Source organism: Microbacterium sp. CFBP9023, from assembly GCF_034045055.1.
Lineage (GTDB): Bacteria > Actinomycetota > Actinomycetes > Actinomycetales > Microbacteriaceae > Microbacterium.
The window spans coordinates 1,062,498-1,088,860 of the sequence record NZ_JAXCWI010000001.1 but is presented as its reverse complement, the minus strand read 5'-3'; the positions used below and the strand labels follow the sequence as shown (position 1 = coordinate 1,088,860).

Below are 26,363 nucleotides of genomic sequence, written 5' to 3'. Positions count from 1 at the left end.
CGCTCACCGGAAGTCCCTCGAACGATGCGTCACCCCCGTTCGGAGATCTTCGAACGCGTCGGCGAGGACGTTCACGACGCCCTCCGCTGAACGCTCGAGGATGCCGCGGATGATCAGCGCAGGAGAATCGCGCGCCACCCGGTGGTAACGACCCCACACCCCAGTCGAGCAGATGACGTTGACGAGACCGGTCTCATCCTCGAGGTTGAGGAAGGTGACACCGGCTGCGGTCGCCGGACGTTGACGGTGGGTCACAAGACCGGCGACCTCGATGCGTCGCCCCGTCTCGTGGCTCTGCAGATCTGCTGAGGTGAGCACGCCCCGTTCGCGCAGGAGCCCGCGGAAATGCGCCATCGGATGGTCGTCGGTCGAGACGCCGGTCGCCCAGAGATCTGCGGAGAGCCGCTCATAGCTGGACTGATCGCTGAACAGCGGCGGTTGCACGGCGATCGTCGTGCCGGGAAGGAACCGGGATCGGTCTTCAGCGGCTGCCCCGGACAGCCAGATCGCCTCTCTGCGCTGGAGGCCGAGGCACTCGAACGCGCCGGCGGTCGCCAGGGACTCCAGCTGCGCAGCGGTGGCATCCGTGCGCCTCACCAGATCGTTCAGATCGCGGAAAGGTCCGGCTGCCTCGCGCTCGGCGACGATCTTCTCCGCCAGTTGAGTGCCGATGCCGCGCACACCGCTGAGACCCATGCGCACCGCATAGGCGCCATCTCGACGGTGTGCCGCCGATTCGTCCGGAGAGGAGCGATCGAAGCGCGGTACCCGGGGCTGCAGAGGGTCGCTGCAGGTGTCCCGCCCCGTCGGCATCCGCAGCGGTGAGCCCTCGAGGGGTTCGAGAGTCTCGGTGGCCCCCGAGGCGTGCAGATCGGGTCGACGCACCTCGACCCCGTGTCGTCGTGCATCCGCGGTGAGTGTCGACGCGGAGTAGAAGCCCATCGGCTGCGACCGGAGGAGCCCCGCGAGGAACGCCGCGGGATAGTGCAGCTTGAGCCAGGAGCTCGCATAGACCAGGAGCGCGAAGGACAACGAGTGGGACTCTGCGAATCCGAAGTTCGCGAAGGCCTGGATCTGCGCGTAGATGCGATCCGACTGCTCGGCGGAGAGTCCGCGTCTGGTCATCCCCGCGTAGAGCTTGTCTCGCACCTTGTCGATCTTCTCGAGCCCGCGCTTGGACCCCATCGCGCGTCTGAGCAGATCGGCCTCGTCGGCGGTGCAGTCGCCGATGGCCGTCGCCATCTGGATCAGCTGCTCCTGGAAGATCGGGATGCCCAGTGTCCGCTCGAGGATCGGCTTGAGGTCATCGTGCGGATACGGGATCTCGAGCACCACGGGCTCTTCGCCACGGGCGGCTCTGGCGAGATTCTCCTCGTCGAGCGCATCCTTCGCCATCTTGCGGCGGACGAAGGGATGTACGGCCCCGCCCTGGATGGGCCCGGGGCGGATCAGCGCGATCTGGATGGCGAGGTCGTAGAAGGCCCGAGGCTGCAGGCGGGGGAGAAGGCCGATCTGCGCACGGGATTCGACCTGGAACACCCCGATCGAGTCGGCGCGGCAGAGCATGTCGTAGACGGCCGGCTCTTCTTTCGGAAGGGTCTCGAGCGTCCACCGCTCACCCGTGGCGTCGTGGATCAGGTCGAAGCAGTGCTGGAGCGCAGCCAGCATCCCGAGCCCGAGGAGATCGAACTTCACCAGCCCCATCCAGGCCGCGTCGTCTTTGTCCCACTGGATCACCGTGCGGTTCTCCATGCGTGCATGCTCGACGGGAACGACCTCGCCGACAGGACGCGCGGTGAGCACCATGCCGCCGGAGTGGATGCCGAGATGCCGGGGAGCCTTCAGCAGTTCGCCCGCGTAGTCGAGCACGTTCGCCGGGATGTCGTGCTCGTCGGCCACCTCGAGTCCGGCGCTCCACCCATCGACCTGCCTGGACCAGGCATCCTGCTGTCCCGGAGAGTAGCCGAGAGCTCTCGCCATGTCGCGCACCGCGTTCTTCGGACGGTACTGGATGACGTTCGCCACCTGTGCCGCACGTTCGCGTCCGTACTCGCGGTACACCCACTGGATGATCTCCTCACGGCGATCGGAGTCGAAATCGACATCGATGTCCGGTTCTTCCTGTCGGGTCGTCGCGAGGAAGCGCTCGAAGGGCAGACGGTAGAGGATCGGGTCGACGGCGGTGATGCCGAGCAGATAGCAGACGGCGCTCGCCGCGGCCGAGCCGCGCCCCTGGCACAGGATGCCGCGACGGCGCGCCTCGGCGACGATGCCGTGCACGATGAGGAAGTAGCCGGGGAAGTCCTTCTCCTCGATCACATCGAGCTCGCGTCCGATCCTGCGACGGCCGTCGGCATCCAGGCGCGGATACTTCGTCGGCACGGCATCCCACACCAGGTGGCGCAGCCAGCTCATCGGCGTGTGTCCGTCAGGGACCTCCTGCTTCGGGAGGGCAGGTCGTGCACGGCGGAGGGAGAAGGCCGACGCTGCGGCGAGTTCGAGGCCGTAGGAGATCGCACCGGGGTGGCGCCGGAAGCGCGCTGCCATCTCCGCGCCGCTGCGCAGATGCGCTCCTCCGTGAGTCGGAAGCCACCCGTCGAGCTCGTCCATGCTGCGCACGGCGCGCACGGCGGCGACCGCTTCGGCCAGTGATGCACGCTCGGGCGCTGCATAGTGCACGTTGTTCGTCGCCACCACCGGCAGTCGCATCCGTCTGGCGAGATCGGCGAGAGCGTCGTTGCGTCGTGTGTCCAGCGGGTCGCCGTGGTCAAAGAGCTCGACGGCGACGTGATCCTGGCCGAACAGATCCACCAGTCGGCGCAGCGGCGTCTGAGCATCTCCCGCCTCTAGGCCACGGCGGACCCCGCCCTTCCGGCATCCGGTGAGGATCGTCCAGTGCCCGTCTGAGGCGGCTGCCAGCTCCTCGAGGTCGTAGACGGGGCGCCCCTTCTCGCCACCGCGCAGGTGGGCGGCCGTCATCGCGCCGGAGAGACGGTGGTAGCCCTCCAGCCCGTCGGCGAGCACCAGCAGATGGTCGCCGACGGGATCGGGGGCGCCCCGCTGCGGTGCGTCGAGGCCGAGCGAGAGCTCTGCGCCGAACACGGTCTGGACGCTCACATCCATCAGCTCTGCGACCTCGGCGAAGCGGGCAGCACCGTAGAAGCCGTCGTGGTCGGTGAGCGCCAGTGCAGTGAGTCCGAGACGCTCGGCCTCGGCGAGCAGGTCCTCCGGTGAGGAGGCGCCGTCGAGGAAGGAATAGGACGAATGCGCATGCAGCTCGGCGTACGGGACGGCGTCCTCTGGCCTGCTGACGGACGTCGGTGGGTTCCGTGTGCGCTTGGTGCTGACGGGGCCGGGGTCGGGTCGGCTGCCGGGCGGGATGCCTCCCGTCGGGTAGGGCGATTCCTCGCCGCTGAGAGTGCGCTCCAGCTCGTTCCAGGACAGGGGAGGGTTGTGCCAGCCCATCAGCGGTACCTCCCCTCAGCCCACCACCGGCCTCCGGTGCAGAAGACGAGCCAGGCCCGATCATGATCGTCGACGATCTGCAGGCGGTGCCCTCTCTTGCCGCCGGAGTCCTCCCATCGGCGTTCATGGATCGGCCACGGACCGGCCCACGCCTGAACGTCGTCGCCGTCGATGCGAGCGGGCGCCGCCGAGAGCGCACCCCGTTCGTCGACGAGGACTGTCTCGCCGTCAGGGGAGAGCACTCCGATGGGGCGAGGAGGGCGGAACACCTCGGCGGGGAGAGGGTCGGGAAGGCTCCCCGGCCAGGGCTGCGCTGGGTCTCTGGGGGCGACGGCGCGTTCGCCCCACGGAGTGAGCACCTGACGATCGGCGAGCCAGCGCCCGCCGGAGAGGGCAGCGGTGACGACGCCCTCGTGGCCGAGCATCGTCTGCACGCGCGAGATGGCGTGATGCAGGCGTTCATCAGTGCCGGACCCGAAGAGGCCGGGCTGGTGATGGGCGGCATCGTCGACCGCCACGGGGACGATCCGCACCAGAGAGATTCCGCCGAAGGCACGAGCCTCATCGACCGGCTCCTTCGCGGATTCGGCTCCCAGTGCTTCGAGCTGCCAGCGCACCCGGTCGACGAGATCAGCGGCATCGAAGCAGGTGGGATGCAGCCAGGGGCGCGAGAACACCTTGCCGTCGTCGTCGGTGAGGTCGATGCGGACCTCGGTGCACACCACCGAGGCCTCACCGAGGGCGAGCATGACCGCATCGGCCGTCTGCCGCACGGCGAAGGCCACCTGATCGGCTCCGGCGAGTGGCGAGTCGAACTCGATGGAGCGAACGAGCTCGGGGTCAGGAGGTCGTGCCACCACCGCGCGGGAATCGGCGCCGGCGGCGAGGGCGTGCAGACGCGCGCCGCGCTCGCCGAAGCGATCGCGCACCTCGATCTCGTCGAGGGCCGCGAAGTCGCCGAGCGTGCGCACACCGAGCCGGACGAGCAGACCGGTGAGCTGCTCGTCTCTCAGAACGTTCACCGGGAGTGGGGCGAGGAAGTCCTTCGCGAGGCCTGCAGGTACGACGGTGCACGGTGCGCTCCCTCGCGCGGCGAGCTCGGCGGTGAAGGGGCCGTCGGCGATGCCCACGCGCACCTCGGGGAACCCGGCGTCGGTGAGGATGTCGATCAGGGCACGCCCCGCCTCGGCCTCGCCGTCGTGATAGCGCGCGATGCCCCGTGCCCGCACCGCCGCCAGCCCTGGACGCAGCAGTGCCGCACCGGGCGCGTGCTTCTCGATGAGTTGCAGCACGGGGAGGAACGCTCTCTCGTCGCGGGCGGGGTCGTGGGGCATCACGCGCAGTGAAGAGATATGGCCCTGAGCGACGCGGCGACGTTGGCCGGCGCGCACGCCGTGCTCCCTCGCCGATGCGGTGCACGCCACGACGGTGTTCGCATGCACCAGAGCGGTCGGCGGATGAGGCGGTGGCCCGCCGAGAACTGCTCTCAGCGGCCAATCGGGAAGCCACAGGACGAGGACGCGAAGTGGAGCGGCGGTCATCCGGCCACCGCCAGACGCGGGTACTCGAGCGGAGCGGCCTCGCCGCCGCGCAGGCCGGTCAGCCCTGTGATCTCGGCCATGGTCTCGGTGGCGACGTGCTCCGCCGGCAGCTCTTCCACTGCGCCGTGGGAGCCGGGAAGACGCACGCGCACGCTCGACGTCAGCGGACTGTGCCTCGTCCGCGCCGACACCGTCGCCGTGGAGCCTTCGATGAGCCCCCACCCCTCGCCGATGCCGAGCCAGTGCTGGTCGTGCAGCCGGATGGACCCCTCGCTCTGCGGCCAGGCGCCGGACTCCGCGGACTCGGTGACGAGCAGGGTGCTCCCGCGGTCTCGCAGTCGTGCGCTCAGTCGGGACACATCCGCATCGCGGGCCCTCCCTCCGGGCTGCACGGCGATCAGCGGAACCACCTCGGCGAGCGCAGAGGCCACGGCGAGCCAGCGGTCTCCTGGTTCGGGGACGAGGATCAGGCGAGGAAGCGCGATTCCGAACGCCGCTGCGGCTTCGACACCCAGTGTGGGCATGCCCACGACCGCGCACCAGTGGCCCTTGCCCGAGGCCGCGGCGAGCAGTGCGAGGACGAGACTGGGGGAGGGAGAGACGGTGTATGTCGCCCCCGTCTGCAGCCCCTCTTCGGGGAGCAGCGAGGAGAAGGCCGGATCGAGAGGGAGAAGCGGGTGCTCGCTGCGTCTGCGCTGCATGCGGCTGATCTCCCGGCGCAGCCGAAGAACCTCTCCGGCGCGGGAGTCGCCAGCCGGAGAGAGCGCGGTCACCGCATCGAGCCCGATCCCCATGAATCCATCCTCGAAGATATGTACTAATAAAGCAACTGGAGTAGATGACGATAGTTCGAACCTCCGACATCGCGGCGTGACGTTATCCACACGCGGTCATCGCCGCCGTCCGAGTTCTCCTAACCTGCGGGCATGGATCTCCGTACTGTGGCCGTCGTGACCGTTCATCTGGCCCTGTTCGCGATCGCCTGCCGACTCGTCGCCGTCGACATCCGCACGCATCGGCTGCCGAACCGGATCGTGCTCCCCACCCTCGCGGCGCTCATCGTGCTCGGAGTCGTCGACGCCATCACGGTCGGCCAGAGCGCCCCGTTGATCAGGGCCGTATCCGGGTTGCTGATCCTCGGCGGCTTCTACGCGACGCTCCGTCTGCTCAGCCGGGACGGCATGGGCGGAGGCGATGTCAAGCTCGCCGCCGTCATCGGTCTGGTCCTCGGATGGCACAGCTGGCAGGCGCTCGCCGTGGGAGCAGCATCCGCCTTCGTGCTCGGCGCCGTGTTCTCCCTCTCGCTGATGATGCTCCGCAGGGCGGACGGCTCCACGCGGATCGCCTTCGGACCGTGGATGATCATCGGCGCGCTCCTCGGCATCCTGATGGAGTGAGGCGCCGTGCAGGGTGCCGTCGGCGATAGGGTGAGGACATGGCACTCGCACGACTTCACGGCGGCCCGCTCGACGGGCAGATCATTCCTCTCGGCGACGCGGACGACAAGCTGATCGTCCCCTACAGCGAGACCCAGGTGGTGTACAACCGGCGCGGTGACGCGCAGAACACCGGCGACACCGACGGTCCCACCGAGATCGACTACTGGTACGACGAATCCCTCGAGGACATCAGCCCGTCGGATGACTGAGCACCCCAGCGAGTCGCCGTCTGGCTCCGAGCCCTCCAGGGTCGTCGAGGTCGAGCGCAAGTACGACGTCGATGACTCCACGCCCCTTCCGGTGTGGGTGGGGATCCCCGGAGTGGATGCCGTGTCGTCCGGAGAGGTGCGCGAGCTCGACGCTCGCTACTTCGACACCGTCGATGCTCGGCTCTCCCGTGCAGGGGTAGCCCTTCGTCGCCGCACCGGCGGCCCCGATGCCGGATGGCACATCAAGGGACCGCGAGAAGGTGACGGTCGCCTCGAGATCGGCTGGCCCCTGGGCGAAGACGACAGCATCCCGGATGCCGTGACCGAGACCATCTCGCGATGGGCGACGGCGCCGCTCACACCCCTCGCGCGGATCGAGAACACCCGCACGGCGTACCTGCTCACCGGGACGGCCGGAGTCGTCGCCGAGTTCGTCGATGACCGCGTTCGCGCGACCGATCTCCGACACGACGTGCAGCGGGAATGGCGGGAGTGGGAGTTCGAGCTCGGCCCCGCCGCGCCTGCCGATGCGGCGGGGCGAGCAGCCCTCTTCGACGCCGTGGAGCGGGTCGTCTCCGATGCCGGGGGTCGCGACGCGTCATCCGGCTCGAAGCTCGCGCGTGCTCTGGGTTTCTGACGCCCGATGCAAGCCCCTTCCGTGCTGGCGCGCGGTCATGCTTGAGTGACAGACATGACCCGCGCTGCCGTGCTCCGCTCATTGCGGACGATCGTTCCCGACACCGTCATCGAGCAGCACGAGGTGCGCGACATCTTCGCCTCGCAGCCCGATGTCGGACGCCTCGCCCAGCGGATCATCGGGGCGTCGTTCAACGGCTCGGGCATCGACACCCGCCACACCGTCATCCGAGAGCTCTCGCCCGCGGCCGGCACGGACGACAAGATGTTCTTCGACCGTGAGACGGGCCGCCTGCAGTCGCCGGGCACCGCAGCCCGCAACGACCTCTATACGCGCGAGGCGTCGCGTCTCTTCGTGGAGGTGGCGCGCAGCGCCTTGGATGCAGACCCCGACATCGTCGCCGCAGACGTCACGCACGTCATCACCGCATCCTGCACGGGCTTCCACGCGCCGGGCCCCGAGTACGAGATCGTGCGCGGGCTGGGGCTGTCCGACAGCGTGCAGCGCTATCACCTCGGATTCATGGGCTGCTACGCCTCGCTGCCGGCGCTCCGTGCGGCGAGCCAGTTCTGCGCAGCCGACCCCACGGCCGTGGTGCTCGTGGTCAGCGTCGAGCTGTGCACCGTGCACCTTCGCTCGTCGGAGGACCCGGATCTCATCGTCGCCAACTCGCTCTTCGCCGACGGGGCGGCTGCCGGCATCGTCACCGCACGCGACCTCGCCACTCCTGTTCCTGCGGTGCGTCTCGACGGCTTCCACACGGCGATAGCCGCGGAGGGCGAGAAGGACATGGCCTGGACCATCGGCGACCACGGCTTCGAGATGATCCTGTCGACGAAGGTGCCGCAGATCATCGGGGAGACCATCATCGGGGCGATCCGTCCGCTGTACGCGCGTGAGGGCGAGCTCGCAGCCGCGTTCGACGAGGGGCGCGTGGGGGAGCGGGTGGAGCACTGGGCCATCCACCCCGGTGGACGCAGCATCCTCGACCGCGTGCAGGAGCGACTGAATCTCAGCGACGATCAGCTCTTCCCGGCCCGGGAGACGCTGCGCGAGAACGGCAACATGTCGAGCGCCACTGTGCTCTTCGTCATCAAGCGGATCCTCGACGACGGCGCGAGGGACGGGTCGCGCGTCGCCGCGATGGCCTTCGGCCCTGGGCTGACCGCCGAGAGCGCACTGATGACGGTCACCACCGGCATCTCGTGAGACACGACCTCTCGACACGCGCCACCGAGGCGCGCGAGCTCATGGACGACCCGCACGCGGACATCGGGATGCTGGAGCGCACCTACCGGCGCTTCCGTCTCGTGAACGCGCTCGTCTCCCGACCTCGACTGCTCTATCGCCAGGACATCCTGCCGCGCGCCCGCCGCGGCCCGATCCGCATCCTCGACATCGGCGCGGGTGGCGGAGACGTATGCCGGATGATCGCGGCGCGAGCGCGGCGAGCGGGTCTCGAGGTGGAGATCACGGCGCTGGACGCCGACGAGCGGGCGATCCGCTGGGCGGCGGAGCACGATGGAGGGGCCGGCATCGCATATCGCTGCGCCTTCTCGTCAGACCTCGTGGAGGAGGGCGAGCAGTTCGACGTGGTCTTCTCGAATCACGTGCTGCACCACCTCACCGGGGCGCAGCTCTACGGCCTGCTGCGCGACTCCGAGGCGCTCGTCGGCAGCGGCGGTGTCGTGGTGCACCGCGACATCGCCCGCACTCGACTGGCCTACGTGTTGTACGACGTCGCGACGTGGGTCCTCGCGGGCACGCTGTTCCGGGGCTCGTTCATCCGAGAGGACGGCCTCATCAGCATCCGTCGCTCGTACACGAGGGGAGAACTCGCCGCGCTCGTGCCGTCCGGGTGGACCGTGCACTTCGGACTCCCCTCCCGGCTGGAGCTGCGCAGGCGAGCCGACGCGGTCTCATGACGCACGAAGGCCCGGCCACGCGTGAGCGTGCCGGGCCTTAGAGTCGATCGCGGTGATCAGAAGTTGATCATGTGACCTGCGAGGCCGTGGAAGCCCTCCTGCAGCGCCTCCGAGAGCGTCGGGTGCGTGTGCACGTTGCGAGCCAGCTCGAGGGCCGTGAGGTCCCACTTCTGGGCCAGCGTCAGCTCGGGCAGGAGCTCCGACACGTCGGGGCCGATCATGTGGGCGCCGATGAGCTCGAGGTGCTCGGCGTCGGCGATCAGCTTGACGAATCCGACGGGCTCGCCGAGTCCGTGCGCCTTGCCGTTGGCCATGAACGGGAACGTCGCGACCTTGATCTCGCGTCCCTCGTCCTTCGCCTGCTGCTCGGTGAGACCGAACGAGGCGACCTGCGGCGAGCAGAACGTCGCGCGCGGCATCATGCGGTAGTCGCCCAGCGTCTGGGTCTCCGCGCCGCCGATGGTCTCTGCGGCCACGACCCCCTGCGCCTCGGCCACATGGGCGAGCTGCAGCTTGGCGGTGACGTCGCCGATCGCGTAGATGCCCTCGACGTTCGTGCGCATGTGGTCGTCGATGTCGATCGCGCCGCGCTCGGTGAGCTTCACGCCGGTGGCCTCGAGACCGAAGCCCTCGATGTTGGGGGCGAAGCCGACCGACATGAGCACCTTGTCGGCCTCGATCGAACTCTGCTGACCGTCCTTGCCGGTGTAGGAGACGGTGACGGACGAGCCGTTGTCCACGACGGACTCGACCTTGGTGGAGGTCAGGATGTCGACGCCGTAGTTCTTGTACTGCTTGGCGATCTCCTTCGACACGTCGGCATCCTCGTTGGGGAGGGCACGGTCGAGGAACTCGATGATGGTGACCTTGACGCCGTAGTTCGTCATCACGTACGCGAACTCCATGCCGATGGCGCCGGCGCCCACGATGACGATGGACTTCGGCAGCTCACGCGAGAGGATCTGCTCTTCGTACGTCACGACGTTGTCGCTGAGCTGGACGCCCGGAAGAAGTCGGACCTTCGAGCCCGTGGCGATGATCGCGTTGTCGAAGGTGACCTCTTCGGTCGAGCCGTCGGACTTCGCGACCGAGATCGCCTTCGGGCCAGTGAAGGTGCCGCGACCGTCGTACTCGGTCACCTTGTTCTTCTTCATCAGGAAGTGGATGCCCTTGACGCGACCGTCGGCGACGACGCGGCTGCGGTCGAACGCCTTGCCGTAGTCGATCGTGAACTCACCCGAGATGCCGAAGAAGTCGGCCTTGTGGTTGAGCGTGTGCGCGAGCTCCGCGTTCTTCAGAAGAGCCTTGGAGGGGATGCAGCCCACGTTGAGGCACACACCGCCCCAGTACTTCTCTTCGATGATGGCGGTGGACAGACCGAGCTGCGCGCTGCGAACCGCAGCGACGTATCCGCCAGGACCTGCACCGAGGATGACGACATCGTAATGTGGCATGCCTTAAGCCTATCGCTCCGAGGAGAGGTCGGAATCGGCGGATGCCGGGTCGCGACGACCGCGGACGACGAGCCAGACGACGATGCCGACGAGCACGAGGACGCCGACGATCGAGAGCACCCAGATCATCGTCATCGGCGCCGCTGAGTCGTCGCTCTCGGGGGCCGGGGTGGCGTCCGTCCCGGGGCCCGCGGTCGCAGCCGGCTCGGGTGCTGCGGTGGCACTGGCAGTGGGCTCGGAGCCGGGCTCCGAGGTGGGCGCGGCCTCCGTGCTGTTCGTGACCGTGAAGTCGAACTCTCCCGAGGTCGGATGGCCGTCGCTCGACACGACCTTCCAGATCACGTGATAGACGCCGGCTGGGGCCTCGGCGGCGAGCGGCTGAGTGACGATCGCCCCCTCGACCGTGGCGGCTCCGTCGGTGACCGAGTTGCCGGACGGATCCGTCACGACGACCTCGGTCGCGCCGGTCTCATCGATGAGCTTCGCGCTGAAGGTGAGTGTCAATGCGGTGGGAAGCGTGTCGACCGTGCTGTCGGCCTCAGGGGAGGAGGCGAGCAGGCTGTCGTGGGCTGAGGCGGAGAGAGGTGCGAACAGCACGAGGAATGCGGTCAGGAGGGCGGCCGCAAGGGCGATCGGAGCTGCGGGGAGGCGACGGGCTGTGGTTTTCACGTGCTCAGCCTATGAAGTGTCGGTATGCGGTGCCTGATAGTGACGCGAGCTCCCGCGAGCGCCGTCCGATCAGTTAGTCTGGAGGACTAGGAGGGCATAGTGACAGACAGCCAGAATCGATCGGGCGGAGACGCCGCGATCCACCGTCCCGGCGAGCAGAGGCACGACGTGACGCAGACGTTCGGGCATGACTCGGACCTCTCCTTCGTGCCTTTCGGCGTGGAGCTCACCGACGTGGAGCAGGGCGCCATCGCGGCCCTTCCCTCCGGTTCCGCACTGCTTCTCGTGCGCTCCGGAGCTCTTGCGGGGGCCCGCTACCTTCTCGACACCGATGTGACGACCGTGGGCCGCCACCCCGAAGCCGACATCTTCTTCGACGACGTGACCGTCTCGCGCCGCCATGCGGAAGTGACTCGCAACGGATCGACGTTCGAGATCATCGACCAGCGTTCGCTCAACGGCACGTATGTGAACGGTGAGCGCGTCGACCGCAGTCCGCTGGTCGACGGCACCGAGCTTCGCGTCGGCAAGTTCCGGTTGAACTTCTTCGCCTCTCCCGTCGATCGCGTCGCGGCGATCGACTGATGGCGGCTTCCCCCGCCCGCGAACGCTCAGCGTCCGCGGGCCTTCTGAGCATCGGGCAGGTGCTGGCCCGGCTCACGCCCGAGTTTCCCGAGCTCACCTCCAGCAAGCTCCGTTTCCTCGAGGTGCAGGGGATCGTCAGCCCGTCGCGCACGGAGTCCGGCTACCGCAAGTTCTCGCAGGCCGACATCGAGCGACTGCGTCTCGGTCTCACGCTGCAGCGCGACCACTACCTGCCGCTCAGCATCATCCGCGAGCAGCTCGACGAGGCAGAGGCGAACGGTGAATCCGCGACCCTGGCTCCGCCGCCCTCGATCGCGCCCACTCCCCGGCGCTACCGCCGAGGAGAGCTGCTGTCGGCAGCAGGCGCGGGCCCCCAGCTTCTCAACGACGCGATCAGCACCGGCGTGATCGTCGCGCAGGAGAGCTACCCCGAGTCGACCGTCACGCTGCTTCGCGGCCTGGTCGCCCTCGATCGCCACGGCATCGAGCCCCGCCACCTGCGCTCGCTGAGGCAGGGCGCCGAGCGAGAGGTCGCACTGATCGAGTCTGCGATGTCGTCTCTGCTGCGTCGTACGGACGCCGCGTCGAGGGCGAAGGCGAGTGAGATGGCACCGAGCCTCGCCTCGAAGATCGACGAGGTGCGCTCGCTCTTCGTCAAGGACGCGCTCACCAGGTTGCTTTCGTAACGAACTGATTGCGACACACCTTCGGTGTCCCACGGATGTCATTGCCGGTGCCGGAGGCCTGCTCTAGCGTGGAGGTAACAGCTCCAGGGAGGATTTCAAATGAATGCGGATGAGCGTGCAGGCGACCCGCGGTTCGTGCCGGAACTCCTCTTCACCGACGGTCTGCCGGCGATGGACGACGAGGTCGGCTACCGCGGTGCGGTAGCGGCGCGGGCGGCCGGTATCACCTACCGGCAGCTGGACTACTGGGCTCGCACCGAGCTGGTGGAGCCCACGGTGCGCGGCGCCAGCGGTTCCGGGTCGCAGCGTCTCTACGGCTTCCGCGACATCCTCGTGCTCAAGCTCGTGAAGAGCCTTCTCGACACCGGCATCTCGCTGCAGCAGATCCGCACGGCGGTCGATGAACTCCGCCGCGCCGGCATCCGCGATCTCGCAGGAACGACGCTGATGAGCGACGGAGCCTCCGTCTACCTGTGCACCTCGAACGACGAGGTCATCGACCTGGTCAGTCGCGGTCAGGGAGTGTTCGGCATCGCTGTGGGCAAGGTCCTCCGCGAGGTCGAGTCGACGCTCGTCGAGTTCGATGCGACAGTGCCCGACCCGGTCGACGAGCTGTCGGCACGGCGCTCGAAGCGTTCCGCCTGAGCATTCGCCACCGAAGTCCCGCGAGCAGAGTCGCGCGACACGAAGAAACGGCCACCCTCGCGAGAGGATGGCCGTTCTGCTGTCCGGGGTGAGTCAGGCCTGCACGCCCGAGTCGGCGACCTGGATCCGGCCGGTGCGGATGATCCGGTCGAGCAGCTGATCGAAGTCGGAAGCGAGCTCCTGGGCCGAGTCGCCCGGCCAGATGTGGAGCGGCTTGGCTGCTCCCTGAGCCTGCTGCAGCGAGGTGCGCTCGGGAAGCTGGGGGGAGAGCACGAGCGGACCGAACATGTCGCGCAGCTCCTTGATGCGGAACTGGTGCTCGATCGACTGGGGGCGCACCCGGTTCACGACGATCCCGAGAGGCTGCAGTCGGGGGGAGAGGCCGCGACGGATCTCTTCGATCGCGCGCAGCGCGCGGTCGGCCGCAGCCACGGAGAAGAGCCCGGGCTCTGTGACGACCATCACCCGATCGCTCGCTGCCCACGCGGTGCGGGTGAGGGCGTTCAGCGACGGGGCGCAGTCGATGAGGACGAGGTCGTAATCGGCCTCGACGGCAGCGAGCGCCTCTTCGAGCTTCCAGACGTCGCGCACGCTCGGGTGCGGGCCGTCGAAGTTGATCGCGGACGGACTGCCGATCAGCACGTCGATGGTCCCGGGGTGCACCTTCGCCCAGCCGCTCGAGGTGATCGCCTGACGGACGACCTTCTCCTTCGGGTTCGCCAGGACATCGGCGATGTTGAGCCGACCTGCCACCTGGATGTCCATCCCGGTGGACACATCGGACTGTGGGTCGAGGTCGACGACGAGCGTTCGGACACCACGGGCGAAGGCTGCTGAGGCCAGGCCGAGTGTCACGGTCGTCTTGCCGACGCCTCCCTTGAGAGAGCTGACGCTGAGTACGTGCACGAACACCACGTTACCTTCCCCTAGGCTGGGTGCACACTCAGCCCCGCCCCATGCGCGCCGTATCCCGATGCGTATCGAGCTTCCAGAGGTGTGCATGTTCCAGAAGATCCTTGTGGCGAACCGCGGCGAGATCGCGATCCGTGCCTTCCGTGCGGCTTTCGAAGTCGGGGCCAGGACTGTGGCGGTGTTCCCGCACGAGGACCGTGGTTCGGTCCATCGGCTCAAGGCCGACGAGGCCTACGAGATCGGCGAACGCGGTCATCCGGTGCGCGCCTACCTCGACGTCGATGAGATCATCCGCGTCGCGAAGGATGCCGGGGCAGATGCGATCTACCCCGGATACGGCTTCCTCTCGGAGAACCCTGAGCTGGCCGAGAAGGCCGCCGCCAACGGCATCGTCTTCATCGGGCCCCCTGCGAAGGTCCTCGAGATGGCGGGCAACAAGGTCGAGGCCAAGCGTCATGCCATCGAGGCCGGCGTTCCGGTGCTCCGTTCGACGGAGGCGTCCGATGACATCGATGCACTCGTCGCCCAGGCCGCCGAGATCGGCTTCCCGCTGTTCGCGAAGGCCGTCGCCGGCGGTGGCGGACGCGGCATGCGACGCGTCGAGTCCGCAGGTGAGCTCGCTCCGGCACTCGCAGAGGCCATGCGCGAGGCCGCCAGCGCGTTCGGCGATCCGAGGATGTTCCTCGAGCAGGCTGTCCTTCGTCCTCGGCACATCGAAGTGCAGATCCTCGCCGACAAGACGGGCGAGACCGTGCACCTCTTCGAGCGGGACTGCTCCGTGCAGCGCCGTCACCAGAAGGTGGTGGAGATCGCCCCGGCACCGAACCTCGACGACGGCATCCGCACCGCGCTGCACGGCTACGCCGTCGCGTTCGCCCGTTCCATCGGATACGAGAACGCGGGAACGGTCGAGTTCCTGCTCGAGACCGCGGGGGAGCGCACCGGCGAGGTCGTCTTCATCGAGATGAATCCGCGCATCCAGGTCGAGCACACGGTCACCGAGGAAGTGACCGACGTCGATCTCGTGCAGAGTCAGATGCGCATCGCGGCGGGACAGACGCTTGTGGAGCTCGGTCTCGAGCAGAAGGATCTCCATGTGCGGGGAGCTGCGCTGCAGTGCCGCATCACGACGGAGGATCCCACTCAGGGGTTCCGTCCGGACACCGGCAAGATCACCACATACCGCTCACCGGGTGGCGCAGGGATCCGGCTCGACGGCGGCACCGTCCATCAGGGCGCGCAGATCAGCCCGCACTTCGACTCGATGCTCGCGAAGCTGACCTGCCGTGGTCGCGACTACCCTGCTGCGGTGGCGCGCGCGCGGCGCGCGCTGGCGGAGTTCCGCATCCGCGGCGTCTCGACGAACATCCCGTTCCTGCAGGCGCTGCTCGAGGATGACGCGTTCATCGCCGGCGACGTGAGCACGTCCTTCATCGACGAGCGTCCCGACCTGCTGCGCGGACGCGAGTCGAAGGATCGCGGTACTCGGATCCTGAACTGGCTGGTGGACGTGACGGTCAACAAGCCCCACGGCATCCACCCCGGCTCGTTGGATCCGCGGGCCAAGCTTCCGGCCGTGGACCTGTCCGCCACCCCGGCATCCGGTTCACGGCAGCGCCTGCTCGAGTTGGGACCGGAGGGCTTCGCGAAGAGCCTCCGCGCGCAGAGTGCCCTCGCCATCACGGACACGACCTTCCGTGATGCGCACCAGTCGCTCCTGGCCACCCGGGTGCGCACGAGGGATCTCGTCGCGGTCGCACCGCACATCGCCAGGCTGACGCCGGAGCTGTTCTCGGTCGAGGCCTGGGGAGGTGCCACCTACGACGTCGCTCTGCGCTTCCTGGGCGAAGACCCCTGGGAGCGTCTCGACAAGCTGCGGGCCGCCCTTCCGAACGTCGCGATCCAGATGCTTCTCCGGGGACGCAACACCGTGGGCTACACGCCCTACCCGACGGCGGTCACCGAAGCGTTCGTGAAGGAGGCGGCGGCGAGCGGGGTCGACATCTTCCGGATCTTCGATGCCCTCAACGACATCGAGCAGATGCGCCCAGCGATCGAGGCGGTGCGGAACACGGGTACGGCCATAGCCGAGGTGGCGCTCTGCTACACCAGCGACCTGCTGAACCCGGCCGAGGACCTGTACACCCTCGACTACTACCTGAACCTCGCCGAGCAGATCGTCGGGGCCGGCGCGCACATCCTGGCGATCAAGGACATGGCGGGCCTTCTGCGTCCTGCGGCGGCGGCGAAACTCGTCACCGCGCTGCGCGAGCGCTTCGATCTGCCCGTGCATCTGCACACGCACGACACCCCCGGCGGACAGCTCGCCACCCTGCTCGCCGCCAGCGCGGCGGGAGTGGATGCGGTCGACGCGGCATCCGCTCCGCTGTCCGGCACGACCAGCCAGCCCTCCCTCTCATCTCTCGTCGCCGCGCTCGCGCACACGGATCGGGACAGCGGGATCTCGCTCGACAGCGTCTCGAACCTCGAGCCGTACTGGGAGTCGGTCCGTCGGATGTACGCGCCGTTCGAATCCGGACTTCCGGGCCCCACAGGCCGGGTCTACCACCACGAGATCCCGGGCGGTCAGCTGTCGAACCTGCGTCAGCAGGCGAAGGCGCTCGGCCTCGCAGAGGACTTCGAGCTGATCGAGGACATGTACGCCGCCGCCGATCGGATCCTCGGCCGGGTTCCCAAGGTGACCCCATCGTCGAAGGTGGTCGGCGATCTCGCGCTGCACCTGGCAGCGGTGAAGGCGGACCCCGCCGATTTCGAGGCGAACCCCGAGAAGTACGACGTGCCCGACTCCGTCGTCGGGTTCATGGCGGGTGAACTCGGCGACCTCCCGGGCGGATGGCCCGAGCCCTTCCGCACGAAGGTTCTGGCGGGACGGTCCGTGCGCACAGGCATGACGGAGATCTCGGCCGACGATGAGGCGGCCCTCGCAGGTGACGGTGCGACCCGTCGGGCGCGACTGAACACGCTGCTGTTCCCCGCGCCGATGCGCGAGTTCACCGAGCGACGCGACGTGTTCGGCGATCTCTCGGTGCTCGACACGGCCGACTACCTCTACGGTCTCGTCCAAGGACAGGAGCACGTCGTCGAGATCGATCGCGGCGTCCAGCTGTACGTGGGGCTCGAAGCCATCGGCGATGCGGACGACAAGGGCATGCGCACCGTCATGACGACGCTCAACGGTCAGCTGCGACCGGTGTTCGTGCGCGACAGATCGGTGGCAGTGGACGTGCACGAGATCGAGAAGGCCGACACCTCGGTGCCCGGTCAGGTGGCCGCACCGTTCTCGGGCGTCGTGACGCTCAAATCGGAAGTCGGTGACTCGGTGCGCGCCGGCGAACCGGTCGCATCCATCGAGGCGATGAAGATGGAGGCCGCCATCACGGCCCCCGTCGACGGTGTGGTCGAGCGGCTCGCGATCGGTGCGACGCAACAGGTCGAGGCCGGCGATCTTTTGGTCGTGATCCGCCCGGCGCACTAATCTTGTGCGGGCGAGGCCGCGTTCGACGAAACGCACCCGAGGCCCGCACAAGCTTGGAGTGACACAGTGACCCCGAAGAACGTGGCAGACAACCCGGACGATGAGTCCAGAGGGGTTCTCGACGACGCGACGTCGTTGGACACCTCGGCGATCGGGATACTAGGCAACACCGCACAGGTGAGCGTGGTGTTGCCGACGGACGATGACGACGACCTGGAAGACGATGGCGTCATCGAGGGCGAGGTCGTCGCGGATCTGATCGTCGACGAGCCCGTCGCCGCTGCGAAGGCTGCGGCGGAGATCGCACCGGCACCGCTCGGTGCGGCGCCGATGATCATCGAGCTGCCGCCGGAGCCCGCGAAGGAAGAGATCCAGCGCCCCGAAGTCGAGGCGGAAGCAGAGCCCCAGGCGGAGCCTGAGCCTGCGGTCGAGCCTGAGTCTGAGGTCGAGCCTGAGCCTGAGGTCGAGCCTGAGCCTGAGGTCGAGCCTGAGCCTGAGGTCGAGCCTGAGCCTGAGGTCGAGCCCGAGCCCGAGCCCGAGCCTGAGGTCGAGTCCGAGCCTGAATCTGAGGTCGAGTCTGAGTCTGAGGTCGAGCGTGAAATCGAGCCCGAGCCCGAGCCCGAGCCCGAGCCCGAGCCCGCGGTCGCTCCCGCGACCGAATCGCAGTCGGAGACCGAACAGGACGCTCAGCCCGAGCCCCGGCGCACGCGTGAAAGCACTCCGGTGACTGCATCAGCCACGGATGCCGGCGCCGTTCCGTCCGCCAAGCCGGCTGCAGCGCCTGCTGACGCCGTCGCCGCGGAGGAGGCCGCTGCCGCCGCGGCGTTCATCGCGAAGGCGAAGGCGGACTTCGACGCCGCGCCGACCTCGAGGAGAGCGTCGGCGGCATCATCTCTCGCCAAGAAGGAGACTTCGGCAATGGACGCACAGAAGCCCAGGAACGCCGCGGCACCCGCGACTCGATCGACCCGTGCCGATGTGCAGCTCTCGTCGAAGCGTCTGGACGACCTCGGCGACTCCTCTCGCGAGAGCGCCGACCTCCTCACCGCCGACCGACTGCTCGATCCGCACCGTCTCACCAAGCCCGAACCCGAAGGGGCGTGGAGTCACTTCCTCTACGCCATCTCGGGGCGTCGGATCAACATCGGTGACGGACGCCGCGCCCGCGAGCGGAAGGCTCTGAGCGCGCGGATCGCCGCTCCGATCGTCGGGGGAGCCCGGTTCGTCCCCGTGCTGTCGCGGAAGGGCGGAGTCGGCAAGACGACGATCACCGCTCTGCTGGGCATGGCTCTCGCCGACGCCAGGGACGATCGCGTCATCGCGGTCGACGCCAACCCCGACCGCGGCACCCTCGCCGAGCGCGTGGTGCGGCCGCACCACAACAAGTCGGTGCGCGACCTCGTTCGCATCCATGACGAGGTCAGGGGGTATCACGACATCTCTGCGATCGTCGCGCGAGACGCCACCCGCCTCGACGTGCTCGCGTCCGACTCGGATCCTCGGATCGCCGAGGCGTTCAGCGACAGCGACTATCGCGACGTGGCAGGCGTCGCCGCACACTACTACTCGCTCGTGCTCACGGACACCGGAACAGGCATCGTGCACTCGGTCATGTCGGCCACGCTCGATCTGGCCGATCAGATCGTGATCGTGTCGGGGCTGAGCGTCGATGAGGCGCGGCTGGCGTCGGAGACCCTGACGTGGCTCGAGAGCAACGGATACGCGGAGCAGGCCCGCGAGGCGGTCGTGGTGCTGAACCAGTCGACGCCCGGCGCCCCGCTGGTGCGCCTCAACGAGCTCGAAGCGCATTTCGGCACGAGGGCGAAGCATGTGGTGCGGATGCCGTATGACTCGCAGATCGCCGGGGGCGGGACCATCGTCTTCGCCAATCTCCAGCCTGAGACACGGGTGGCGGCACGGGAGCTGGCTGCGCTGCTCGTCGAAGGTCTGCGGGCGAAGGGCGCCTGATGGCGGTCCGTGAGATCCGGGTCTTCGGAGACCCCGTGCTTCGCACCGTCTGCGCACCGATCGACCGTATCGACGAGGGGGTGCGCGCGCTCGTCGCCGATCTGATCGACACCGTCGAGCTGCCTGGCCGTGCCGGTGTCGCGGCTCCGCAGATCGGCGTCGCGCTCCGCGCCTTCAGCTACAACATCGACGGTGACATCGGCTACGTGCTCAATCCCGTCCTGACCGAGGTCCGGGGTGAGCCGGTGCCCACGGGGGAGGGCTGCCTGTCGGTTCCCGGCCTGTGGCACGACGCCCTGCGACACCCGTGGGCCCGCGTCGAGGGCATCGACCTCGACGGCGAGCCGGTGGTGCTCGAAGGAAGCGGTCTGCTGGCGCAGGCGCTCCAGCACGAGACCGATCACCTCGATGGGAAGCTCTACCTCACGAGGCTGGATGCCGAGACCCGCAAGCGTGCGATGCGCGAGGTCAGAGAGAGCGCCTGGTTCTGATCCCCGGACACTGAGAAAGGCCCCGCCGGAGCGGGGCCTTTCTGCTGTCTCGCGAGCCTCAGCCGCCGATCGCGACGTTGGTCGTCGAGACGGGTTCGTCGTAGATGGCAGCGATCTCGTCGGCGAAGTCGCTCATGATCACGTTGCGCTTGATCGACAGCTTCGGAGTGAGGTGACCGGAGGCCTCGGTCCACTCGCTGTCGAGAACGGTGAACTTGCGGATGGACTCCGCGCGCGACACGCGGGCGTTGGCGGCATCGACCGCCTTCTGGATCTCGGCACGGACGGCATCGTTCGTGGCGGCCTCGGCGAGCGGCATCTCCTTCGGGAGGCCGGCGTTGCCGAGCCAGGTCGGAAGCATCTCGGGATCCAGCGTGACGAGCGCGGAGATGAACGGACGCTGGTCGCCGACGACGACGACCTGTCCAATGATCGGATTCGCGCGGATCGGGTCTTCCAGCGCGGCCGGCGCGACGTTCTTTCCGCCGGCCGTGACGATGATCTCCTTCTTGCGACCGGTGATGGTCAGGAAGCCCTCGGAGTCGAAGCTGCCGATGTCGCCCGTGTGGAACCAGCCGCCGTCGCTGAACGCCTCTGCGGTCGCCTCGGGGTTGTTCCAGTACTCCTTGAAGACGTTGATGCCGCGGACCTGGATCTCACCGTCGTCCGCGAGTCGCACACCCACACCGGGGAGCGCGGGGCCGACGGTGCCGATCTTCGACTTGTCGGCCAGGTTCACGGTCGCCGGAGCAGTCGTCTCGGTGAGACCGTATCCCTCGAGGATCACGACGCCGAGGCTGTGGAAGAAGTGGCCCAGACGTGAACCGAGGGGAGCGGAGCCCGACACCGCGTAGACGACTCTGCCGCCCATGGCTTCACGCAGCTTGCTGTAGACGAGCTTGTTGAAGAGTGCGAACTTGAGCTTCGTCCCGATCGGGATGCTCTTGCCCTCCTCGACGAGCTTCGAGTGCTGGATGGCGACGTCCGCGGCGGCGCGGAAGATCTTCCCCTTCCCACCGGCCTCGGCCTTCTGCTCGGCGGAGTTGTAGACCTTCTCGAAGACGCGCGGCACGGCGAGGAGGTAGGTCGGCTTGAACGACCCGAGCGCCGGCAGCAGCTGTCGAGTGTCGGGCTGGTGTCCGGTGCGCACGCCGGCGTGGATGTTGAGGATCGAGATGAAGCGCGCGAACACGTGCGCTGTCGTGATGAAGAGCAGCGTGGAGGAACCCGGTGTCTGAACCACTGCGTCGAGTGCCGTCGCGGAATTGCGGCACAGCTCGACGAAGTTGCTGTGTGTGAGGACGCAGCCCTTGGGGCGGCCGGTCGACCCCGAGGTGTAGATGAGGGTGGCGATGTCAGAACCGACGGCGATGTTGCGGAGACGCTCGATCTCGGCATCGGTGACGGATGCCCCCTGGGCGGTCAGCGAATCGATCGCTCCGAGGTGCAGCTGCCATACCTCGCGGAGCAGCGGGAGGTCGCCGCGCACCTCGTCGAGCCGAGCGAAGTGCTCCGGCGACTCGACCACGAGGGCGATGGCACCGGAATCCTCGAGGATCCACTGGATCTGCGAAGGAGAGCTGGTCTCGTAGATCGGGACCATCACGGCGCCGGCGTAGAACAGCGCGAAGTCGACGAGAGTCCACTCGTAGGTCGTGCGTGCGAGGAAGCCCACCTTCTCACCCGGCTGGATGCCCGCGGCGACGAAGCCCTTGGCCAGCGCGATGACCGCAGTCTCGAAGTCGGCTGCGGTGATGTCGCGCCATCCGTCGCCATCGGGCACTGCGAAGAGGGGGCGATCGGGAGTCGCCTGGACGCGCTTCGCCAGCAGGTCGGCGATGTTCGCGTCTGGGTCGGCGGGGACGACGGCGGGGACTTCAAACTGGACCACGGCAGCTCCTTCGGTACCGGTCGGGCACTGGGTTGCACACGAGTCTAGAGCATGACACTCGGTCGCATATCAGGTGACACTCAGTCGCCGATCGGGTCTCGCGAGACCGCGGCTGTTGCGGATGCCGAGCACGACGCTAGACTTCACCTCGATGTTCTACTGGCTGATGAAGTACGTGGCGATCGGTCCCGTGGTCAAAGCGATATTCCGACCATGGGTGGTCGGGCGCGCGAACATCCCGGCGAACGGCGCGGCGATCCTCGCCAGCAACCACCTCTCCTTCGCCGATTCCATCTTCCTGCCGCTGATGATCGACCGACCGATGTCGTTCCTCGCCAAGAGCGACTACTTCACCGGACGCGGGATCAAGGGCTGGGCCACCAAGTTCTTCATGAAGGCGACGGGGCAGATCCCGATCGACCGCTCCGGCGGCAAGGCGTCCGAAGCCTCTCTCAACACCGGCCTGCAGGTCCTCGGACGCGGCGACCTGCTCGGCATCTATCCGGAGGGCACGCGGAGCCCCGACGGCCGGCTCTACCGTGGCCGCACGGGGATCGCCCGGATGGCGATGGAGGCGAAGGTCCCGGTGATCCCGGTGATCATGGTCGACACCGACACCGCGATGCCCATCGGGCAGCGCCTGCCGCGCGTGGTGCGGGTCGGGATCGTCATCGGAGAGCCCCTGGACTTCTCCCGCTACGCGGGCATGGAGAACGATCGCTACATCCTCCGCTCGGTCACGGACGAGATCATGGTCGCCCTCCAGCGACTGGGTGAACAGCAGTACGACGACGTGTACGCATCGACCGTGAAGGACCGGCTCCCGGCCCGCGTCACACAGCGCTCCTGAGGCATCCCGGCTTCGTCGCGAGCACTAGGCTGGACACATGCTCCAGCACCACATCGACGCGCTTGATGCGTGGCGCTCGCTCCCGATCAAACAGCAGCCTCAGTGGCTCGACGCAGAGCGTGTCTCCGAGGTCTCCACGCAGATCTCGACGCTCCCGCCCCTGGTGTTCGCCGGCGAGGTCGACAACCTCCGCGATCGTCTTGCGCGAGCAGCGTCCGGCAAGGCGTTCCTGCTGCAGGGCGGCGACTGCGCAGAGACCTTCGCGGGTGCCACCGCCGACCAGATCCGCAACAGGATCAAGACGGTCCTGCAGATGGCCGTGGTGCTGACGTACGGCGCATCGATGCCCGTGGTGAAGATGGGTCGCATGGCCGGCCAGTTCGCCAAGCCGCGGTCGAGCGACACCGAGACCCGTGGCGATGTCACGCTTCCCGCCTACCGCGGCGACATCGTGAACGGCTACGACTTCACCGAGGCGTCCCGCCGCGCCGATCCCGGCCGCCTGCTGCAGGGATACCACACGGCCGCGTCGACGCTGAACCTCATCCGCGCGTTCACGCAGGGTGGCTTCGCCGATCTGCGCGAGGTGCACTCGTGGAACAAGGGCTTCGCGCAGAACCCGGCGAACCAGCGCTACGAGCGCATGGCGGCCGAGATCGACCGGGCCATCAAGTTCATGGAGGCGGCCGGCGCCGACTTCGACGAGCTCACCCGCGTCGAGTTCTTCACCGGGCACGAGGGCCTGCTGATGGACTACGAGCGCCCGATGACCCGCATCGACTCCCGTACGGACACGCCGTTCAACACCTCGGCGCACTTCCTGTGGATCGGGGAGCGCACGCGCGAGCTCGACGGTGCGCACGTCGACTACTTCTCGAAGATCCGCAACCCCATCGGCGTGAAGCTCGGTCCGACCACGTCGCCCGATACGGCGCTCGCGCTGATCGACAAGCTCGACCCTGACCGCGAGCCGGGCCGTCTGACGTTCATCACGCGCATGGGCGCGGGCAAGATCCGCGACGCGCTGCCGCCGCTGCTCGAGGCCGTCCGCGACTCGGGCGCGCAGCCGCTGTGGGTCACCGACCCCATGCACGGCAACGGCATCACGACGCCCACGGGGTACAAGACGCGTCGCTTCGATGATGTCGTCGACGAGGTCCGCGGCTTCTTCGAGGCGCACCGGGCCGTGGGCACGTTCCCCGGCGGCATCCACGTCGAGCTCACCGGTGACGACGTCACCGAGTGCCTGGGCGGATCCGAGCACATCGACGAGGCCGCCCTCGCGACCCGCTACGAGAGCCTGTGCGACCCGCGTCTCAACCACATGCAGTCGCTCGAGCTCGCCTTCCTCGTGGCCGAAGAGCTCGAGAAGCGCTGACCACGATCCATCAGACAGAAGGGTCCTCTCCGTAGTCGGAGAGGACCCTTTCTGTGTGGCGGCTGCGTCAGGCGGCCGACGGCGTGCGGCCGCGGACGATAGGGGCGGAGACCGCCCCCCTCCTAGAACGCGCTGCTGCGGATCTGGAGAGTGATCTCGGTGCCCTTCGGGCGCTGCGCGCCGGCACCCGGATCGGACCCGCTGACCTCGGTGAAGTCGTTGGGGAAAGCGTTCCAGATGCCGTTCCAGGTCGGTTCGAAACCGGCGTCCCGGATCACCTGGGCGGCCTCGTCGCGGCTCATCCCCTCGACCTCGGGCACGGGGAACAGTTCGGGTCCTTTCGAGACGATCAGCTGAACAGTATCGCCGGGGCGCCGATTGCCCTCTTCGGCGCGGTCGGTGACGCCGATGACGACATCCTTCGCGACCGAGTCGCTGAAGACGAACTGCGAGTCCGGGTTGACCTCGACGCCCTTGTCGCGCAGCGTGTTCGTCGCCTGATCGACGCTCATTCCCGCGACATCGGGGAACGCGCCGGCGGAGACGTACAGCTCGACCGTGTCGTCCTCGCGCAGCTCGCAGCCCTCGGCGCACGCATAGACCTCGCCGCCGTCGCGAGGCGTCACGAAGGCGTTGATCACGCGCCCGGCCTCGGCGTCGGAGAAGAGCTGCAGGGAGTTCTCTGTGACGTTGATCCTGATGTCCGCGAGGTAGTCGCGAGCTTCCTGCTCGGTCTTGCCGTTGAGGGTCTCCACCGTGTGCGACGCCGGACCCGAGGACACGAAGACGGTGATCTCGGTGCCCTTGTCGAGGCGTTCGCCCTCGCCGGGGTCCGTACGGATCGTCTCACCGGCGGCGATGTCGATGGAGCTCTCCTCGCCGCGCACCGGCACGAAGCCCTCTGCAGTCAACGCCGATGCGGCGTCGTCGTACGACAGACCGGCCACCCCCGGGACGGCGACGAGTGAACCAGGACCGGACCCGAACCACCAGCCGACACCACCGGCGACGGTCGCGAGAAGCAGCACCAGCGTCAGAAGGAACGCTCCGCGCGCGCGACGTCGTGATGAGCGGCGACGCAGGAGCGTCGCGTTGTCGACGGCAGCCGTGACCGGGGCGGTCGGGTCGGCGATGACCATCGTGCTCGGCATGACCTTGGTGAGGTCCGCGGAGTCGGCCTGCGAGCGCTGCGACGTCGTCGCAGCGGCGACGGCGGGTGCGATCCCGAGCCCGCGCTCGATCTCGCGCAGTCGCTCCAGCATCTGCTGCGCATCGTCGGGACGCTCATCCGGCGATTTCTCCGTGGCCCAGAGCACGAGTTCGTCGAGCTCCTCCGGCACGCCGGGATTGCGCACGCTCGGGCGCGGCACGGACTCGGTGGCGTGCTGGAAGGCGATCTGCATGGGCTGCTCGCCCTTGTACGGCTGTTCGCCGACGAGCATCTCGTACAGCATGATGCCCAGCGCGTAGATGTCGCTCCTGGCGTCGGCAGTGCCGCGAGTGACGAGCTCAGGTGCGAGATAGGCGATGGTTCCGAGCAGCTGCTGTCCGGTGGCCGTGTTCGCGGTGGTAGCACGGGCGAGACCGAAGTCGCCGATCTTGATGCGTCCGTCTTCGGCCAGCAGCACGTTCTCGGGCTTCACGTCACGGTGCACGATCCCGGCGCGGTGCGCTGCGGAGAGGCCGGCGAGGACGGCATCCATGATGGTGATCGTCTGCGGGATCGTGAGCCGCTTCTGCTCGCGCAGCAGTTCGCGCAGCGTGATGCCGGGAAGGTACTCCATCACCAGGTATGCGAGTTCGCCGTCCTGGCCCTGGTCGAACACGTTGACGACGTGGGGATCGGCCAGCCGCGCGGCAGCTCGTGCCTCTTGGATGAACCGGCTCTGGAAGGCGGAGTCGTCGCTCAGGTGCGCGTGCATGACCTTCAGAGCGATGCGCCGCTCGAGGCGGAGATCGGTGGCGACATAGACGGTCGCCATGCCTCCCCGGGCGATTCGGGCGCGCACGCGGTACCGACCGTCGACAAGCCGCCCGATGAGGGGGTCGGCCTGCTGATTGGTCGTCACGTCAAGATTCTATGGAGAACTGCCTGAAAGCCCCGGGAGCGGCTCGCCCCTTG

At 67.9% G+C, this 26,363-nt stretch carries 21 protein-coding genes; 13 read left to right on the top strand and 8 right to left on the bottom strand.

The features are described 5' to 3' along the window. Positions 1–3: 3 nt before the first annotated feature. The 3 genes from SOM10_RS05325 to SOM10_RS05315 are packed head-to-tail and all read right to left on the bottom strand — an operon-like array spanning position 4 to position 5,800. Positions 4–3,465, bottom strand: a complete 3,462-nt coding sequence (locus tag SOM10_RS05325) for an error-prone DNA polymerase (RefSeq protein ID WP_320488784.1) — start codon at positions 3,463–3,465, stop codon at positions 4–6. Next, on the bottom strand, positions 3,465–5,006 hold the full coding sequence (locus SOM10_RS05320; RefSeq protein ID WP_320488782.1) for a DNA polymerase Y family protein: 1,542 nt from the start codon (positions 5,004–5,006) through the stop codon (positions 3,465–3,467). Before SOM10_RS05320 ends, SOM10_RS05325 begins: the two co-directional genes overlap by 1 nt. Next, positions 5,003–5,800, bottom strand: a complete 798-nt coding sequence (locus tag SOM10_RS05315) for a hypothetical protein (protein WP_056278977.1) — start codon at positions 5,798–5,800, stop codon at positions 5,003–5,005. The genes SOM10_RS05320 and SOM10_RS05315 overlap by 4 nt, the downstream gene beginning before the upstream one ends. A 132-nt stretch (positions 5,801–5,932) precedes the next feature. Here SOM10_RS05315 and SOM10_RS05310 point away from each other — a divergent pair, with 132 nt between their 5' ends. The 5 genes from SOM10_RS05310 to SOM10_RS05290 are packed head-to-tail and all read left to right on the top strand — an operon-like array spanning position 5,933 to position 9,216. Beyond that, positions 5,933–6,403, top strand: coding sequence for a prepilin peptidase (locus SOM10_RS05310; protein ID WP_187249834.1), 471 nt, complete (start codon positions 5,933–5,935; stop codon positions 6,401–6,403). A gap of 38 nt (positions 6,404–6,441) precedes the next feature. Next, positions 6,442–6,654, top strand: a complete 213-nt coding sequence (locus SOM10_RS05305) for a hypothetical protein (RefSeq protein ID WP_042538484.1) — start codon at positions 6,442–6,444, stop codon at positions 6,652–6,654. Further along, a complete protein-coding gene (locus SOM10_RS05300; RefSeq protein WP_056278975.1) occupies positions 6,647–7,291 on the top strand; it encodes a CYTH domain-containing protein in 645 nt (214 codons plus the stop codon). Before SOM10_RS05305 ends, SOM10_RS05300 begins: the two co-directional genes overlap by 8 nt. Before the next feature lie 54 nt (positions 7,292–7,345). Beyond that, complete coding sequence (locus SOM10_RS05295; RefSeq protein ID WP_222839260.1) at positions 7,346–8,500, top strand: type III polyketide synthase; 1,155 nt, start codon at positions 7,346–7,348, stop codon at positions 8,498–8,500. Further along, positions 8,497–9,216, top strand: coding sequence for a methyltransferase domain-containing protein (locus SOM10_RS05290; protein WP_320488778.1), 720 nt, complete (start codon positions 8,497–8,499; stop codon positions 9,214–9,216). Before SOM10_RS05295 ends, SOM10_RS05290 begins: the two co-directional genes overlap by 4 nt. 56 nt (positions 9,217–9,272) lie before the next feature. Here the strand turns inward: SOM10_RS05290 and lpdA are convergent, their stop codons facing one another. Next, the gene (gene lpdA / locus SOM10_RS05285; RefSeq protein WP_053096802.1) at positions 9,273–10,670 is read right to left on the bottom strand and encodes a dihydrolipoyl dehydrogenase; all 1,398 of its coding nucleotides are present in this window, start codon (positions 10,668–10,670) and stop codon (positions 9,273–9,275) included. Positions 10,671–10,679: 9 nt separating this feature from the next. Further along, entirely contained in the window at positions 10,680–11,339 is a 660-nt protein-coding gene (locus SOM10_RS05280) for a copper resistance protein CopC (protein ID WP_320488775.1), read from the bottom strand. A 99-nt stretch (positions 11,340–11,438) separates the two neighbouring features. Here SOM10_RS05280 and SOM10_RS05275 point away from each other — a divergent pair, with 99 nt between their 5' ends. The 3 genes from SOM10_RS05275 (at position 11,439) to SOM10_RS05265 (ending at position 13,255) form a co-directional block, all read left to right on the top strand. Then, the gene (locus SOM10_RS05275) at positions 11,439–11,924 is read left to right on the top strand and encodes an FHA domain-containing protein (RefSeq protein WP_150115087.1); all 486 of its coding nucleotides are present in this window, start codon (positions 11,439–11,441) and stop codon (positions 11,922–11,924) included. Next, positions 11,924–12,610, top strand: a complete 687-nt coding sequence (locus SOM10_RS05270; RefSeq protein WP_056278971.1) for a MerR family transcriptional regulator — start codon at positions 11,924–11,926, stop codon at positions 12,608–12,610. Before SOM10_RS05275 ends, SOM10_RS05270 begins: the two co-directional genes overlap by 1 nt. Positions 12,611–12,709: 99 nt before the next feature. Then, entirely contained in the window at positions 12,710–13,255 is a 546-nt protein-coding gene (locus SOM10_RS05265) for a MerR family transcriptional regulator (RefSeq protein ID WP_053096796.1), read from the top strand. 93 nt (positions 13,256–13,348) lie between these two features. Here the strand turns inward: SOM10_RS05265 and SOM10_RS05260 are convergent, their stop codons facing one another. Next, on the bottom strand, positions 13,349–14,161 hold the full coding sequence (locus SOM10_RS05260; RefSeq protein ID WP_053099164.1) for a ParA family protein: 813 nt from the start codon (positions 14,159–14,161) through the stop codon (positions 13,349–13,351). 94 nt (positions 14,162–14,255) lie between these two features. On the opposite strand from SOM10_RS05260, the gene SOM10_RS05255 reads away from it, so the two are divergent. The 3 genes from SOM10_RS05255 (at position 14,256) to def (ending at position 20,122) form a co-directional block, all read left to right on the top strand. Next, positions 14,256–17,663 (top strand): pyruvate carboxylase, encoded by a 3,408-nt coding sequence (locus tag SOM10_RS05255; RefSeq protein ID WP_320488773.1) that lies wholly within the window; start codon positions 14,256–14,258, stop codon positions 17,661–17,663. 66 nt (positions 17,664–17,729) lie between these two features. Beyond that, positions 17,730–19,631, top strand: coding sequence for a MinD/ParA family protein (locus tag SOM10_RS05250; protein ID WP_320488772.1), 1,902 nt, complete (start codon positions 17,730–17,732; stop codon positions 19,629–19,631). Then, positions 19,631–20,122 (top strand): peptide deformylase, encoded by a 492-nt coding sequence (gene def, locus SOM10_RS05245; RefSeq protein ID WP_072591465.1) that lies wholly within the window; start codon positions 19,631–19,633, stop codon positions 20,120–20,122. Before SOM10_RS05250 ends, def begins: the two co-directional genes overlap by 1 nt. 58 nt (positions 20,123–20,180) lie before the next feature. Here the strand turns inward: def and SOM10_RS05240 are convergent, their stop codons facing one another. Further along, positions 20,181–22,013: an AMP-dependent synthetase/ligase gene (locus SOM10_RS05240; RefSeq protein ID WP_320488769.1), complete on the bottom strand. Its 1,833-nt coding sequence runs from the start codon at positions 22,011–22,013 to the stop codon at positions 20,181–20,183. Between the two features lie 151 nt (positions 22,014–22,164). On the opposite strand from SOM10_RS05240, the gene SOM10_RS05235 reads away from it, so the two are divergent. After that, positions 22,165–22,863: a lysophospholipid acyltransferase family protein gene (locus SOM10_RS05235; protein ID WP_053099163.1), complete on the top strand. Its 699-nt coding sequence runs from the start codon at positions 22,165–22,167 to the stop codon at positions 22,861–22,863. A 37-nt stretch (positions 22,864–22,900) separates the two neighbouring features. Next, entirely contained in the window at positions 22,901–24,241 is a 1,341-nt protein-coding gene (locus tag SOM10_RS05230) for a class II 3-deoxy-7-phosphoheptulonate synthase (protein WP_053096786.1), read from the top strand. A gap of 122 nt (positions 24,242–24,363) precedes the next feature. Here SOM10_RS05230 and pknB read toward each other — a convergent pair whose 3' ends face one another. Further along, entirely contained in the window at positions 24,364–26,310 is a 1,947-nt protein-coding gene (pknB, locus tag SOM10_RS05225) for a Stk1 family PASTA domain-containing Ser/Thr kinase (protein WP_320488767.1), read from the bottom strand. Positions 26,311–26,363: the final 53 nt, after the last annotated feature.